General features: G+C 71.9%; 12 protein-coding genes. 6 read left to right on the top strand and 6 right to left on the bottom strand.

Translation table 11 applies throughout. The features are described 5' to 3' along the window. Nucleotides 1-86 precede the first annotated feature (86 nt). Entirely contained in the window at nucleotides 87-926 is an 840-nt protein-coding gene (locus tag ACSSS0_RS21185) for a RecB family exonuclease (RefSeq protein ID WP_487229535.1), read from the top strand. Between the two features lie 83 nt (nucleotides 927-1,009). Here ACSSS0_RS21185 and ACSSS0_RS21180 read toward each other — a convergent pair whose 3' ends face one another. Both ACSSS0_RS21180 and ACSSS0_RS21175 read right to left on the bottom strand, forming a co-directional pair. Then, nucleotides 1,010-2,392 carry an aminotransferase class III-fold pyridoxal phosphate-dependent enzyme gene (locus ACSSS0_RS21180; protein ID WP_487229534.1) on the bottom strand — a complete coding sequence of 461 codons (1,383 nt, stop codon included), beginning with the start codon at nucleotides 2,390-2,392 and terminating at the stop codon, nucleotides 1,010-1,012. Between the two features lie 17 nt (nucleotides 2,393-2,409). Next, nucleotides 2,410-3,912: a CoA-acylating methylmalonate-semialdehyde dehydrogenase gene (locus ACSSS0_RS21175; RefSeq protein WP_487229533.1), complete on the bottom strand. Its 1,503-nt coding sequence runs from the start codon at nucleotides 3,910-3,912 to the stop codon at nucleotides 2,410-2,412. A 60-nt stretch (nucleotides 3,913-3,972) separates the two neighbouring features. Between ACSSS0_RS21175 and ACSSS0_RS21170 the strand changes: the two genes are divergently transcribed. The 3 genes from ACSSS0_RS21170 (at nucleotide 3,973) to ACSSS0_RS21160 (ending at nucleotide 7,012) form a co-directional block, all read left to right on the top strand. Continuing rightward, nucleotides 3,973-5,325, top strand: a complete 1,353-nt coding sequence (locus ACSSS0_RS21170) for an aminotransferase-like domain-containing protein (protein ID WP_435986036.1) — start codon at nucleotides 3,973-3,975, stop codon at nucleotides 5,323-5,325. 134 nt (nucleotides 5,326-5,459) lie between these two features. Further along, nucleotides 5,460-5,783 carry a YciI family protein gene (locus tag ACSSS0_RS21165; protein WP_435986037.1) on the top strand — a complete coding sequence of 108 codons (324 nt, stop codon included), beginning with the start codon at nucleotides 5,460-5,462 and terminating at the stop codon, nucleotides 5,781-5,783. After that, nucleotides 5,780-7,012 (top strand): RNA polymerase sigma factor, encoded by a 1,233-nt coding sequence (locus ACSSS0_RS21160; protein WP_487229532.1) that lies wholly within the window; start codon nucleotides 5,780-5,782, stop codon nucleotides 7,010-7,012. Before ACSSS0_RS21165 ends, ACSSS0_RS21160 begins: the two co-directional genes overlap by 4 nt. Here ACSSS0_RS21160 and ACSSS0_RS21155 read toward each other — a convergent pair. Both ACSSS0_RS21155 and ACSSS0_RS21150 read right to left on the bottom strand, forming a co-directional pair. After that, nucleotides 7,009-7,479, bottom strand: a complete 471-nt coding sequence (locus ACSSS0_RS21155) for a YdeI/OmpD-associated family protein (RefSeq protein ID WP_487229531.1) — start codon at nucleotides 7,477-7,479, stop codon at nucleotides 7,009-7,011. The genes ACSSS0_RS21160 and ACSSS0_RS21155 overlap by 4 nt on opposite strands. A gap of 4 nt (nucleotides 7,480-7,483) precedes the next feature. Further along, nucleotides 7,484-7,861, bottom strand: a complete 378-nt coding sequence (locus ACSSS0_RS21150; RefSeq protein ID WP_435986040.1) for a DUF5997 family protein — start codon at nucleotides 7,859-7,861, stop codon at nucleotides 7,484-7,486. 143 nt (nucleotides 7,862-8,004) lie between these two features. Here ACSSS0_RS21150 and ACSSS0_RS21145 point away from each other — a divergent pair, with 143 nt between their 5' ends. Further along, nucleotides 8,005-8,820, top strand: coding sequence for a LysR substrate-binding domain-containing protein (locus ACSSS0_RS21145; protein WP_487229530.1), 816 nt, complete (start codon nucleotides 8,005-8,007; stop codon nucleotides 8,818-8,820). Then, the gene (locus ACSSS0_RS21140) at nucleotides 8,817-9,398 is read left to right on the top strand and encodes an SRPBCC family protein (protein WP_487229529.1); all 582 of its coding nucleotides are present in this window, start codon (nucleotides 8,817-8,819) and stop codon (nucleotides 9,396-9,398) included. The genes ACSSS0_RS21145 and ACSSS0_RS21140 overlap by 4 nt, the downstream gene beginning before the upstream one ends. On the opposite strand, the gene ACSSS0_RS21135 is transcribed toward ACSSS0_RS21140, so the two are convergent. Together ACSSS0_RS21135 and metH are read right to left on the bottom strand one after the other, a co-directional pair. Further along, a complete protein-coding gene (locus tag ACSSS0_RS21135) occupies nucleotides 9,361-10,068 on the bottom strand; it encodes an HAD family hydrolase (RefSeq protein WP_487229528.1) in 708 nt (235 codons plus the stop codon). The genes ACSSS0_RS21140 and ACSSS0_RS21135 overlap by 38 nt on opposite strands. A gap of 4 nt (nucleotides 10,069-10,072) precedes the next feature. Further along, a complete protein-coding gene (gene metH, locus ACSSS0_RS21130; protein ID WP_487229527.1) occupies nucleotides 10,073-13,855 on the bottom strand; it encodes a methionine synthase in 3,783 nt (1,260 codons plus the stop codon). Nucleotides 13,856-13,992 lie beyond the last annotated feature (137 nt).

Genomic DNA, 13,992 nt, shown 5'->3' with positions numbered 1-13,992 from the left:
GCGCGACCCGCTCCCCTGTGCCGGTCCCGTGCGCGGGCTGTGGGTGCCGGCCGTGCGGTGTCGGCCCCGCGGCATACAGTCGCCCCATGGTTGCAGCGCTGTCCCCGAGTCGGGCCTCCGACTTCATGTCGTGCCCGATGCTCTACCGCTTCCGGGTCATCGACAAGCTCCCGTCGCCGCCCACGCAGGCGACGGCCCGGGGCACGCTCGTGCACGCCGTCCTCGAGCGGCTCTTCGACCTTCCCGCGCCCGAGCGCACCATCGACGCCGCGGTCGGGCTCGTCCCCCAGGAGTGGGAGCGGCTCGCGGAGGAGGAGCCGGCGATGCTCGACCTGCTCGCCGAGCACGACGGCCGCACCGACGAGTGGTTCGCCGGGGCGGCGACGTTGCTCCAGACGTGGTTCGGTCTCGAGGACCCGACGCGACTCGAGCCGGCCGAGCGCGAGCTCTACGTCGAGACCGAGGTCGACGGGCTCGTCCTGCGCGGCTACGTCGACCGGCTCGACGTGGCCCCGGGCGGCGCGATGCGCGTCGTCGACTACAAGACGGGCCGGTCACCCTCCGAGCACTTCGAGGCCAAGGCGCTCTTCCAGATGAAGTTCTACGCGCTCGTGCTCTGGCGCCAGCGCGGCGTCATCCCCAAGCGGCTCCAGCTCGTCTATCTCGGCAACGGCGAGATCGTCGCCTACGAGCCCGACGAGCAGGACCTGCTCGGCACCGAGCGCAAGGTCAAGGCGCTCTGGCAGGCCATCGAGCGCGCGGCGACGACGGGCGACTGGCGCCCCAGCCCCAGCCGGCTGTGCGACTGGTGCGACCACCGCGCGCTGTGCCCGGCCTGGGGCGGCACTCCCCCGCCGCTGCCCGACGACGCTGCCCAGCGAGCCGTCGACCCCACCGTCACGGGGCTCGTCGAGCTCGACGCCTGACCCACCGACGACCGAGGGCGTATGCCGCCGGGCGCCCGACGGCATACGTGCGCCCTTCGTGTCGGGCGGAGGTCGGACGCGCCTCAGACGGTGAACTCGTCGGCGACGTCGAGCGCCTCGTCGAGCACCGCCAGGCCCTCCTCGACCTCGGCCGGGGTCGTCGTGCACGGGGGCACGACGTGGGTGCGGTTGAAGTGGGTGAACGGCCACAGCCCGCGCTCCTTGCACGCTGCCGCGAAGGCCGCCATCGGAGCGGCCGCCTCACCCGCCGCGTTGTAGGGCACGAGCGGCTCACGCGTCTCGCGGTCACGCACGAGCTCGACGGCCCAGAAGACGCCCAGTCCGCGCACGTCGCCGACGCTGGGGTGCTTCGCCGCGATCTCGCGCAGGCGCGGCCCGATGACGTCGGTGCCGAGGCTCCGCGCGTTCTCGATGATGCCCTCCTCACGGAACGCGTTGATCGAGGCGACGGCCGAGGCGCAGGCGAGCGGGTGACCGGAGTAGGTCAGTCCGCCCGGGAAGGCGCGCTGGTCGAAGGTCCCCCGGATCTCGTCGGAGATGACGACGCCCCCGAGAGGGACGTAGCCGGAGTTGACGCCCTTGGCGAAGGTGATGAGGTCGGGGCGGATGCCCCAGTGGTCGACGGCGAACCACTCGCCGCACCGACCGAAGCCGGCCATGACCTCGTCGGCGATGAGCATGATGCCGTGCTCGTCGCAGAGGTCACGGACGCCCTGGAGGTAGCCGTCCGGCGGGACGAGGATGCCGTTGGTGCCGACCACCGTCTCGAGGATGATCGCCGCGATCGTGTGGCCGCCCTCGACCATGATCGTGTCGCGCAGGTGCGCGAGCGCGCGGTCTCGCTCCTGCTCCTCGGACTCGGAGTGGAAGGCTGAGCGGTAGGTGTAGGGCCCCCAGAAGTGGACGATCCCCGACAGGCCGGGCTCCGAGGGCCAGCGGCGCGGGTCGCCGGTCAGGGTGATCGAGCCACCGGTGGCGCCGTGGTAGCTGCGGTAGGTCGCGAGCACCTTGTGCCGGCCGGTGTGCAGGCGGGCCATGCGGATGGCGTTCTCGTTGGCCTCCGCCCCGCCGTTGGTGAAGAAGACGGCGGAGAGCCCCTCGGGAGCGACCTCGGTGATGAGCCGGGCCGCCTCGCTGCGCGCGTCGTTGGCGAACGACGGCGCGATCGTCGCGAGCCGCGCGGCCTGCTCCTGGATCGCGGCGACGACCTTCGGGTGGTTGTAGCCGATGTTGACGTTGACGAGCTGGCTGCTGAAGTCGAGGTAGCGCGTGTCGTCGTAGTCCCAGAAGTAGGAGCCCTGGGCCCGGGCGATGGGCAGCGGGTCGATGAGCCCCTGGGCCGACCACGAGTGGAAGACGTGGTCACGGTCGAGGGTGCGCACCTGCTGCTCCGTCATCCCGTCGAGGAGGTCTGCGATCACGGTGCGCTGGTCGAGGTCGGTCATGGGTGGGTCCTTCTCTCTCAGCGGGTGCGCGGGAAGCCGAGGTCGACGGTCGAGGTGGCCGGGTCGGGCCACCGCTGCGTCACGACCTTGCCGCGCGTGTAGAAGTTGATGCCCTCGGGGCCGTACATGTGGGTGTCGCCGAAGAGCGAGTCCTTCCAGCCGCCGAAGGAGTAGTAGGCGACGGGCACGGGGATCGGCACGTTGATGCCGACCATGCCGACCTCGACCTCGTTCTGGAACCGGCGTGCTGCGCCACCGTCGCGGGTGAAGATCGCGGTGCCGTTGGCGTACTGGTTGCGGTTGATGAGGGCCAGGCCCTCGTCGTAGGTCGCGACGCGCACGACCGACAGGACGGGGCCGAAGATCTCGTCCCGGTAGACGGTCATGTCGGGCGTCACGTCGTCGAGCAGGGTCATGCCGAGGAAGAAGCCTTCCTCGGGCACGTCCTGCTCGCGCCCGTCGACGACGACGGTGGCGCCGGCCTCCGCTCCGGCCGCGACGTAGCCGGCGACCTTGTCGCGGTGCTCGCGCGTGATGAGGGGACCCATGTCGGTGCCCTCCGCCGAGCCGGGGCCGACGGTGAGCTTCGGCAGGCGGGTGGAGATCGCGGAGACGAGCTCGTCGCCGACGTCACCGACGGCGACCGCGACCGACAGGGCCATGCACCGCTCACCCGCGGCGCCGTACGCGGCGGAGACGATGGCGTCGGCGGCCATGTCGATGTCGGCGTCGGGCAGCACGAGGGCGTGGTTCTTCGCGCCGCCGAGGGCCTGGACACGCTTGCCGTTGGCGGTGCCGCGCTCGTAGATGTACTTCGCGATGGGGGTCGAGCCGACGAAGCTGACGGCCGCGATCTCGTCGTGGTCGAGGAGCGCGTCGACGGCCTCCTTGTCGCCGTGCACGACGGTGAAGACACCGTCGGGCAGGCCGGCCTCCTTCCACAGCCGGGCGAGGAAGAGGGCAGCCGACGGGTCCTTCTCGCTGGGCTTGAGCACGAAGCTGTTGCCGCAGGCGATGGCGTTGGCGCACATCCACAGCGGCACCATGACGGGGAAGTTGAAGGGCGTGACGCCGGCGACGACGCCGAGGGGCTGGCGGATGCTGTAGACGTCGACACCGCTGGCCGCCTGTTCGGAGAACCCGCCCTTGAGCAGGTGGGGCACACCGGTGGCGAACTCGACGTTCTCGAGGCCACGGGCGATCTCGCCCACCGCGTCGGACAGGACCTTGCCGTGCTCGGCGGTGACGATCGCGGCGAGCTCGTCGGTACGCGTGTGCAGCAGCTCGCGGAAGGCGAAGAGCACGGCGGCCCTCCGCGACAGCGAGCTCGTGCGCCAGTCGCGCCCGGCGGCGACGGCGGTCTTGACCGCCGCGTCGACCTCGGCGGCGGACGCGAGCGCGACCTCACCGGTCTGGCGCCCCGTGGCGGGGTCGTGGACGGGCGCGGTGCGGCCGGAGGTGCCGGGCACGAGGGCGCCCGAGATCCAGTGGTCGATGGACGTCACGGTGGGGGTCGTCATGCTCCTCACGCTACGTTCCAGTTGCACCCCATACAAAGCATTGATTGCTATGTTACGAACATGCGCGCCCTCATCTCCTCCATCGAGGAGCGCCTCGACGCCCCCACCGCCAAGGGCCTCGCCCAGGCCGTGTCCCGGGCGATCCGCGACGCCACGCTGGTCCCCGGTGACCAGCTGCCGCCGATCCGTCGCGTGGCCGAGGAGCTGATGATGTCCCCGACGACGGTGAGCGCCGCCTGGCAGCTGCTCGCCCGCTCGGGCACCATCCGCTCGGACGGCCGCCGGGGCACGACGGTCGCCCCCACCGCTCGCGGCGGGGAGCGCTACACGAGGGCCTTGCGGCACGAGTCGCCGGTGAGCCTCGACCTGTCGACCGGCATCCCGGACAGTGCCCTGCTGCCCGCCCTCGTCCCGGTGCTGTCCGCGCTGACCGACCCGACGACGCCGAGCAGCTACCTCGACGACCCCGTGCTCGACGAGCTGCGGGACGAGCTGACCCGCGACTGGCCGTATGCCGCCGACGACCTCCTCGTCGTCGACGGCGCCATGGACGCGCTCGACCTCGTCACCCGCGCCCTGCTGCGTCCGGGAGACCTCGTGATCGTCGAGAACCCGGGCTTCCCTCCCCTGCTCGACCTGCTCGAGGACCGCGGCGTCGCCGTCGTCGGCGTGCCGCTCGACGAGACCGGGCTCGACCTCGACACCGTCGAGGCGCTCCTGCCCCGCCGACCCGCCGCGGTCGTCATCCAGCCCCGTGGACAGAACCCGACCGGCGTGTCGATGTCGCCCACCCGCGCGCGACGTCTGGCCGCGCTGCTCGAGGGACGCGACTGCATCGTCATCGAGGACGACTCGAGCGGCCCGATCTCGACGTCGGCCGCGACCAGCCTCGGTCGGTGGATCCCCGACCAGGTGCTGCACGTCCGCAGCTTCAGCAAGTCGCACGGGCCGGACCTGCGGATCGCCGCCCTGAGCGGCCCGGACGCGCTGCTCGCCCCGGTGCGGCACGCACGGGCCATCGGACAGGGCTGGACGAGCCGGCTGCTCCAGCGGGTCCTGGCCGGACTGCTGCGCGACGAGGGCTGCGCCCGCGGGATCGCGTCGGCCGGCGCCGAGTACGCCCGCCGCCGGGAGCTCGTCGTCCGCCGTCTCGCGGAGCACGGCATCGAGGTGCCCGGCACCGACGGGCTCAACATCTGGGTGCCGGTGCGGGACGAGGCGGCGGCGGTGCTGCGGCTCGCGAGCCAGGGCATCGCGGTCACGCCGGGGTCACCGTTCTCCGTCGAGCACGTCGCCGGACCCGAGGGGCACGTCCGCGTGACGACGGGGCTGGTCCGCGAGAACCATGCCGAGGTCGCCGACCTCATCGCCGAGGCTGCGAGCGCCGGCGCCTGGACGGCGCAGCACCGCTGAGCTCCACGTCGAGCACCGACACCCGAGGTCGACGAGAATCGGTGGCGCGCGGTGTCCGATCCGGCCCGGGGTGTTCGTTGCGCAGGTGAGAGGCGGCCCGCACGGGCGGCCCGAGTCACAGGAGATGGTCCGACATGCAGTACCTCGTATCCGTCATCGACGACGGCACCGGCCCGGAGACCGCCACCGAGGAGGCCGCCATCGATGCCTTCAACGACCGGCTCCGGTCCGAGGGCTACTGGGTCTTCGCCGGCGGCCTCGGCTCCCCCGACCCGGCGACGGTCGTCGACAACCGCGGCAGCGAGGCCGTCTTCACCGACGGGCCCTTCCTCGAGTCGAAGGAGTACCTCGCCGGCTTCTGGATCCTCGAGGCGCCGGACCTCGACGTCGCGCTCCGGCTGGCGGCCGAGGGATCCAGGGCCTGCAACCGCAAGATCGAGGTGCGGCCCTTCCTGTGAGCCGGGTCGACGTCCGTGAGGCGATCACCCGGGTCCACCACGACGAGTGGGCCCGGCTCGTCGCCACCCTGACCCGCCGCTTCGGTGACCTCGACCTCGCCGAGGACGCCGCGGCCGAGGCGTTCGCGACCGCCGTCGAGCGGTGGCCCGCCGACGGCATACCCCCCAACCCCGGTGCGTGGCTGACGACGACGGCCGCCCGCAAGGCGATCGACCGGCTGCGGCGCGAGCGCAAGCGGGACCACAAGCACCAGGAGGCTGCGATGGTGCACGACGACCTCGGCTCCGAGCCGCTCGGCGCCATCGACGACGACCGGCTCCGTCTCGTCTTCACCTGCGCTCACCCCGCGCTGGCGATGGAGGCCCGCGTCGCCCTGACGCTGCGGATGGTCGGGGGCCTGACCGTGCCCGAGATCTCCCGGGCCTTCCTCGTGCAGGAGTCCGCGATGGCTCGGCGCCTGACCCGGGCCAAGGCCAAGATCGCCGCGGCCCGTATCCCGTACCGCGTGCCGACCGCGGAGGACCTGCCGGCGCGGGTCTCCGGCGTGCTCGCCGTGCTCTTCCTCGTCTTCAACGAGGGCTACCTCGCCTCCGGTGCGGACACCGACCCGGTCCGCCAGGACCTCACCGGCGAGGCGATCCGGCTCACCCGGATGGTCCGGGACCTGCTGCCCGACGACGGCGAGGTGGCCGGGCTGCTCGCCCTGATGCTGCTCACCGAGGCCCGCCGGGAGGCCCGGGTCTCACCGGCCGGTGAGCTGGTCCCCCTCGACGAGCAGGACCGCGGAGCCTGGGACCGCGCACTCGTCGCCGAGGGCCACCGTCTCGTGCGCGAGCGCCTCGACTCAGGGGCGGCACCGGGTCGCTACCAGGTCATGGCCGCCATCAACGCCGTCCACACCTCGGCCCGCGGGATGCGTGACACGGACTGGTCACAGGTCGTCGCCCTCTACGACCAGCTCCACCTCCTCGACCCCTCACCGATCGTGGCCCTCAACCGGGCCGTCGCCCTCGCCGAGCTCGACGGGCCGGAGGTGGCGCTGGCCGTCGTCGACCGTCTCTCGGACGCGTTGGCCGGCTACCACGCGTTCCACGCGGTCCGGGCCGACCTGTTGCGCCGCTCGGGCCGCGACGAGGAGGCGCGCGAGGCGTACCGACAGGCGGCCTCGCTGGCCGGGAACACGGCCGAGTCGGCCTACCTGACCCGCCGCCGCGACGAGCTGGCCTAGCGTCTCCCGGCGCCGTCGCGGAGGGCCTCGACCACCTGGGAGAGTCGTCGCTCGCGGGTCTCGTCGGTCCTGGCCGAGGACACCGAGAGCGCATGCGCCTTCTGGTTGCCGGCGGACAGGGCCGTCCAGGCGGCCCGCAGACCGGGGTCGGCGTCGAGGACCTCTCGGAGGGTATCGGGCACGTCGACCTCACGCGGTGCGTCGTCGACCTCGAGCCGGACCTCGACCTCGTCACCGGCCCCGCGTCCTGTCGCAGCCCGCGTCTCGGCGTTGAAGGAGACGAGGAACCGGCCGCCCATGGAGGCGATCGACGTCCGGTAGGTGTAGCCGCCGTCCACCGTCACGGAGACGGGCACCCGCTTGCCCCGGGCGAAGGCCGCGACGACCTCGTCGGGGACGACGATGCCCACGTTGTTGCCGCCTGTCGCCTCGAGGGTGGTGCGGAACGTCCGGACGGTCTCGCCCACGGGGTCAGGCCCGTCCGGCGTCTCTGGCCTTGAGGCGAAGGTCCTCGGCGCGGACCTGCGCGAAGGTGTCGCGCTCGGCGACGAGCCAGTCGGGCATCTCGTCGAGGACGGCCTTGATCTCGTCGGTCGTCAGGTGCTCTCCGACTCCACCGCGGGCCAGTCCCGAGTTGGAGATGCCGAGCCGCCGGGCCGTCTCCTGCCGGGTGTGGGGCCCGTTCCGGCGCAGGGTGGCCAGCCACTCCGGCGGCTCGGCCTGCAGCGCGTTGAGCTCGGTGCGGCTGACGACGCCCTCCTGGAACTCCGCAGGGGTCTCGGACAACAGGACGCCGAGCTTCTTCGCGGCCGTCTGGGGTTTCATGGTCTGCGGCTTCGGCGTGGGCATGGGTCCAGCCTAGGGCGTCACCCGACCACGCCGGCCCGCACGTCAGGCAGCGGAGCGACCAGCCGTGTCCGCTCCGGCGGTCCGGTGGCGCCGACGCGGTGGACTAGCCTCGGAGGGACCTGTCCCGACCGCGAAGGCCCACCATGACGGATCCGTTCCACGTCGAGTTCGTGCCCGGCGTGACGCCCGACAAGTGGCTGCGTGTGTGGAGCCAGCGCCTGCCGGACTCTCCCCTTCAGGCCGCCCCCGTCGAGGACGCCGACGCCCTGGCCCACCTGCGCGACGGCACGTCCTCGATGGCGCTCCTGAGGCTGCCGGTCGACCGCGACGGTCTGCACGTCATCCCCCTCTACGAGGAGGTCCCCGTCGTCGTCGTGGCCAAGGAGCACGTCATCGCGGCGTTCGACGAGGTCGACGTCGCCGACCTCGGCGAAGAGGTCCTCATCCAGGACCCCGCACTCGTGCCCGAGTGGGTGGCGGTCGCCACGTCGGAGGTGCGGGACCGGGCTGCCGCCATGCCACCCATGACGACGAAGCAGGCGGTGTCCGTCGTGGCGACGGGCTCTGGCATCGTCGTCGTGCCGATGTCGGTCGCGCGACTGCACCACCGCAAGGACGTCGTCCACCGGCCCGTCACCGGCGTCGCGCCCTCACGGGTCGGCCTTGCGTGGAGGGTCGACGACGACGACCCCCGCATCGAGGACTTCATCGGCATCGTCCGGGGCCGGACCGAGCGCAGCACGCGTGGCGGCGGGTCGGACCCGACGTCGCCGTCCGGCGCGGACGGGCCGGCCGAGCAGCGCGGCAACGCCAGCTCCTCCAAGACCTCGAAGCCCGCCAAGGGCGCCAGGACCTCGGCCGGCTCCCGTGCGCACGGCGCCGGGTCCCGGCGCGGTCAACAGACCGGGCGCAAGGGCGCGACGCGCGGCGGTGGCCCCAAGCGCAAGGGCCGCCGGTGAGCTCATGGCAAGCGGCCGGCTCGACGGAACTGGACGGGCTCCCTTGGCGCTGGGGCGAGTTCGGTGCATCGAGCCTTCCCAACCGTCTGGTCGGCCATGCCGGTCCGGTCGTCAGCCGCGCGGTGACGGTCCGCGCCGAGCCCGCGGTCGTCTTCCGATGGCTCTGCCAGCTGCGCGTCGCGCCGTACAGCTACGACCTCGTCGACAACCTCGGGCGCCGGAGCCCCCGCACCCTGACACCGGGCCTCGAGTCCCTCGCGGTCGGACAGCGCTTCGCGACGATCTTCACCCTCGTCGACTGGGTGCCCGACGAGCTGGTCACCCTCGAGATCACCGCGCCGGCCGGCATACGCCTCTTCGGGAGGCTGCCGCTCGTCTACCAGACCGTCCCGCTGCCGGGCGGGCCGGAGGCGCGCACCACCCTGCGCGGCGACATCGCGCTCCCCCGCGCCGGGTCACGCTCCGGCCGCGCACGGTCGGCCGCCCTCGCGTGGGGCGACCTCGTGATGATGCGGCGTCAGCTGCTGACGCTCGCGCGCCTCAGCGAGGAGACCGCAGGCTCGAGACGATCGTCGTGAGGTCGGCCGCACCGACCCCGGCCAGCGTGTCGATGTGCACGGCGCCCTCGACCTGGGGCACGGGCACGACGTGCGGGATCGCGATGGTCGGGACCCCGGCGGCCGTCGCGGACCGGACGCCGGCCGGTGAGTCCTCGATGGCGATGCACTCGGCGGGCTCGGCGCCCACGAGACGCGCCGCCGCGAGGTAGGGCTCCGGGTGCGGCTTGCCGTGGCTCACCTCGTCACCGGTCACGAGATGGTCGAACGCCCCCTCCGGGAGTCGACCGACGACCGTGTCGGCGAGCGAGCGCCACGACATCGTCACGAGCAGGGACGGCACCCCGAGGTCGCCGAGCTCGAGCAGCAGCTCCCGCGCACCGGGACGCCACGGCACGCGCTGCTCGACCTGGGCGATGACCCGCTCCAGTAGGGCGTCGATGATCTCGGGGACCGTCAGCGAGATCCCCGACTGGTCGATGATCAGCTGCGCCGAGACCTCGAGGGCGTTGCCGACGAGCTGGTGGGCGAACTCGTCGTTCCAGACGCCGCCGTGCGCCGCGACGAGCTCGTGCTCGGCCTGGATCCAGTAGGGCTCGGTGTCGACGAGGGTGCCGTCCATGTCCCACAGGACGGCAGCCGGGAGGGCCGGCACCGTGCGGTCGGGGTCGGCGGTGTGCGAGAGGGTCACCGGGTCAGTCCTCCGGGTCGTAGGCGAGGTTCGCGGAGAGCCAGCGCTCGGCCTCGGCCAGCGTCCAGCCCTTGCGGTCGGCGTAGTCCTGCACCTGGTCGCGGCCGAGCCGGCCGACGACGAAGTACTGCGACTGGGGGTGCGAGAAGTACCAGCCCGACACCGAGGCACCGGGCGCCATGGCCATGCTCTCGGTCAGCGTCATGCCGGTGTTGGCCTCGACGTCGAGCAGGCGCCAGAGCGTCTCCTTCTCGGTGTGCTCGGGACAGGCGGGATAGCCCGGGGCCGGACGGATGCCGGCGTACTGCTCCTTGATGAGGGCCACGTTGTCGAGGTGCTCGTCGGGCGCGTAGCCCCAGAACTCCTTGCGGACCCGCTCGTGCATGCGCTCGGCGAAAGCCTCGGCGAGGCGGTCGGCGAGCGACTCGAGCAGGATCGCGTTGTAGTCGTCGAGGTCGGCCCGGAACGCCGCCACCCGCTCCGCGCCACCGAGACCGGCCGTGACCGCGAAGCCTCCGATCCAGTCCTTGGTCCCCTTCGGGGCGACGTAGTCGGCGAGCGACCGGTTGGGCACCCCGGCGCGGTGGTCGCCCTGCTGCCGCAGGTGGTGCAGCACGGTGAGCGGATCTCTGCGGGCGTCGTCGAGATAGACCTCGACGTCGTCGCCGACGGAGTTGGCCGGGAAGAAGCCGATGACGCCGTTGGCGGTCAGCCACCGCTCCTCGATGACCTGGTCGAGCATGGCCTGCGCGTCGTCGTAGAGCTTGCGGGCGGCCTGGCCGCTGGCCGGGTTGTTGAGGATGTCGGGGAAGCTGCCCTTCATCTCCCACGCGTTGAAGAAGGGCTGCCAGTCGATGTAGCGGCGCAGCTCACCGAGGGGATAGCTGCGGAACACCTTGACGTGCTGGGAGATCCGGTGCGAGCGGGTGATCGAGGAGACGTCGTGGTCCTGCTGGAGCAGCAGGTGCGGGTGCGGCGGACGGTAGCCGGACCAGTCGACCGGCGTGCGTCGCGCACGGGCCTCCTCGAGCGGCAGCAACGGCCGGTCCGCCTTGCCCGCGTGCCGCGCACGCAGCGAGTCGTAGTCCTCCTTGACCTTGGCCATGAGGGTCGGCCGCAGCTCGTCGCTGAGCAGGGCCGCGGCGGTCGGCACCGAGCGGGACGCGTCCTTGACCCAGACGACGGGGCCGTCGTACTTCTGGTCGACCTTGACCGCCGTGTGGGCGCGCGAGGTCGTCGCCCCGCCGATGAGGAGCGGGATCGTCAGGCCCTGGCGCTGCATCTCGGCGGCGAAGCCGACCATCTCGTCGAGCGAGGGCGTGATGAGTCCCGAGAGGCCGATGATGTCGGCGTCGTGCTCGCGGGCCGCGTCGAGGATCTTCTGGGCCGGGACCATGACGCCGAGGTCGATGACCTCGTAGTTGTTGCACTGGAGCACGACGCCGACGATGTTCTTGCCGATGTCGTGGACGTCGCCCTTGACCGTGGCCATGACGATCGTGCCGTTCGTGTCCTTCTGCGTCGCCAGCGAGGGGTCGTCGATCTTCTCCTGCTCGATGAACGGGATGAGGTAGGCCACGGCCTTCTTCATGACGCGCGCGCTCTTGACGACCTGCGGGAGGAACATCTTGCCGGCGCCGAAGAGGTCGCCGACGACGTTCATGCCGTCCATGAGCGGACCTTCGATGACCTCGATCGGTCGGCCCCCGCGCTCGGCGATCTCGGCGCGGAGCAGCTCGGTGTCGGCCTCGACGTGCGCGTCGATGCCCTTGACGAGCGCGTGCGTGATGCGCTCCCCGAGCGGCAGGGCGCGCCACTCCTCCTCGCTGACCTCGGCCGCCTGACCGACCTTGTTGTACTCCTCGGCGATCTCGAGCAGCCGCTCGGCCGCGTCAGGACGCCGGTTGAGCACGACGTCCTCGATGCGCTCCCGCAGCTCCGGGTCGACCTCGTCGTAGACGGCCAGGGCGCCGGCGTTGACGATGCCCATGTCGAGGCCGGCGCCGATCGCGTGGTAGAGGAACACGGCGTGGATCGCCTCGCGCACCGGGTTGTTCCCGCGGAAGCTGAACGAGACGTTGGAGATGCCACCGGACACCTTGGCGCCGGGGAGGTTCGCCTTGATCCAGCGCGTCGCCTCGATGAAGTCGAGGCCGTAGGAGGCGTGCTCCTCGATGCCGGTCGCGACGGCGAAGACGTTGGGGTCGAAGATGATGTCCTCGGCCGGGAAGCCGACCTCCTCGGTGAGCAGGCGGTAGGCGCGGGAGCAGATCTGCCGGCGCCGCTCGAGCGAGTCGGCCTGGCCGTCCTCGTCGAACGCCATGACGACCGCGGCGGCGCCGTACTTGCGCACGAGCCGGGCCTGCCGGAGGAAGGGCTCCTCCCCCTCCTTGAGGGAGATCGAGTTGACGATCGCCTTGCCCTGCACGCACTTGAGCCCGGCCTCGATGACCTCCCACTTCGAGGAGTCGACCATGACGGGCACACGGCTGATGTCGGGCTCGCTCGCGACGAGCTTGAGGAAGCGGTCCATGGCCGCGACCCCGTCGATCATCCCCTCGTCCATGTTGACGTCGATGACCTGGGCGCCGTTCTCGACCTGCTGCGCGGCCACCGACAGGGCGGTGTCGTAGTCGCCGTCCTTGATGAGCGTGCGGAACCGGGCCGAGCCGGTGATGTTGGTGCGCTCGCCGACGTTGACGAAGAGGCTGTCGTCGGTGATGGTGAACGGCTCGAGGCCGGAGAGGCGCATCGCCGGCGTGACCGTCGCGGGCTCGCGGACCGGCTTGCCCTCGACCGCCTGCGCGATGGCGGCGATGTGCTCGGGGGTCGTGCCGCAGCACCCGCCGACGAGGTTGACGAGGCCGGCGTCGGCGAACTCGCCGACGATGCCGGCGGTCTCGGCGGGCGCCTCGTCGTACTCGCCGAAGGCGTTCGGCAGCCCGGCGTTCGGGTAGCACGACACGAACGAGTCGGCCAGGCGGGCCATCTCGGCGATGTAGGGGCGCATCTCCTTGGCGCCGAGGGCGCAGTTGAGCCCGACGGCGAGCGGCGACACGTGCCGGATGGAGTCCCAGAACGCCTCGGTCACCTGGCCGGACAGGGTGCGTCCGGATGCATCGGTGATGGTGCCGGAGACGACGACCGGCCAGCGGCGCCCCTGCTCCTCGAAGAGCGTCTCGACGGCGAAGATCGCCGCCTTGGCGTTGAGCGTGTCGAAGATCGTCTCGATGAAGATGACGTCGCTTCCGCCGTCGACGAGCCCGCGGGCCGCCTCGAGGTAGGCCGCGACGAGCTGGTCGTAGGAGACGTTGCGCGCGCCGGGGTCGTTGACGTCCGGGGAGATGGAGGCCGTACGCGTCGTCGGCCCCAGCGCCCCCGCGACGTAGCGCGGCCGGTCGGGGGTGCGATCCGTCATCGCGTCGGCCTCGCGGCGGGCCAGCGCGGCCGCCTCGACGTTGAGCTCGTAGGCGAGCTCCTCCATGCCGTAGTCGGACAGGGAGATCGCGTTGGCGTTGAAGGTGTTCGTCTCGATGATGTCCGCGCCGGCCTCGAGGTACTCACGGTGGATCCCCGCGATGATCTCGGGCGCCGTGAGCGTCAGGAGGTCGTTGTTCCCCTGGACGTCGCTCGGCCAGTCGGCGAAGCGCTCGCCGCGGTAGCCGGCCTCGTCGGGCCGGTCGCGCTGGATGGCCGTGCCCATGGCGCCGTCGAGGATCATGATGCGCTGGCCGAGCGTGGCGGTCAGGCTCTCGGTGGCGTCGGGTCGCTGCTGCGACTGGGACAACGTGGCTCCTCTCGGCGGCACGGGTTTCGTGCCGAGTGACGGGACCGGCCCGATTCTACGGACCTGCTGTGTCCGGCGCGTCGCCGCCCGCACTGCGGTCACGCGACCGCGCCACACGGCATACCCCGTCCGGCCGC

This window comes from Terrabacter sp. R4-6 (assembly GCF_057529065.1).
This window is presented reverse-complemented; position numbering and strand designations above follow the sequence as displayed.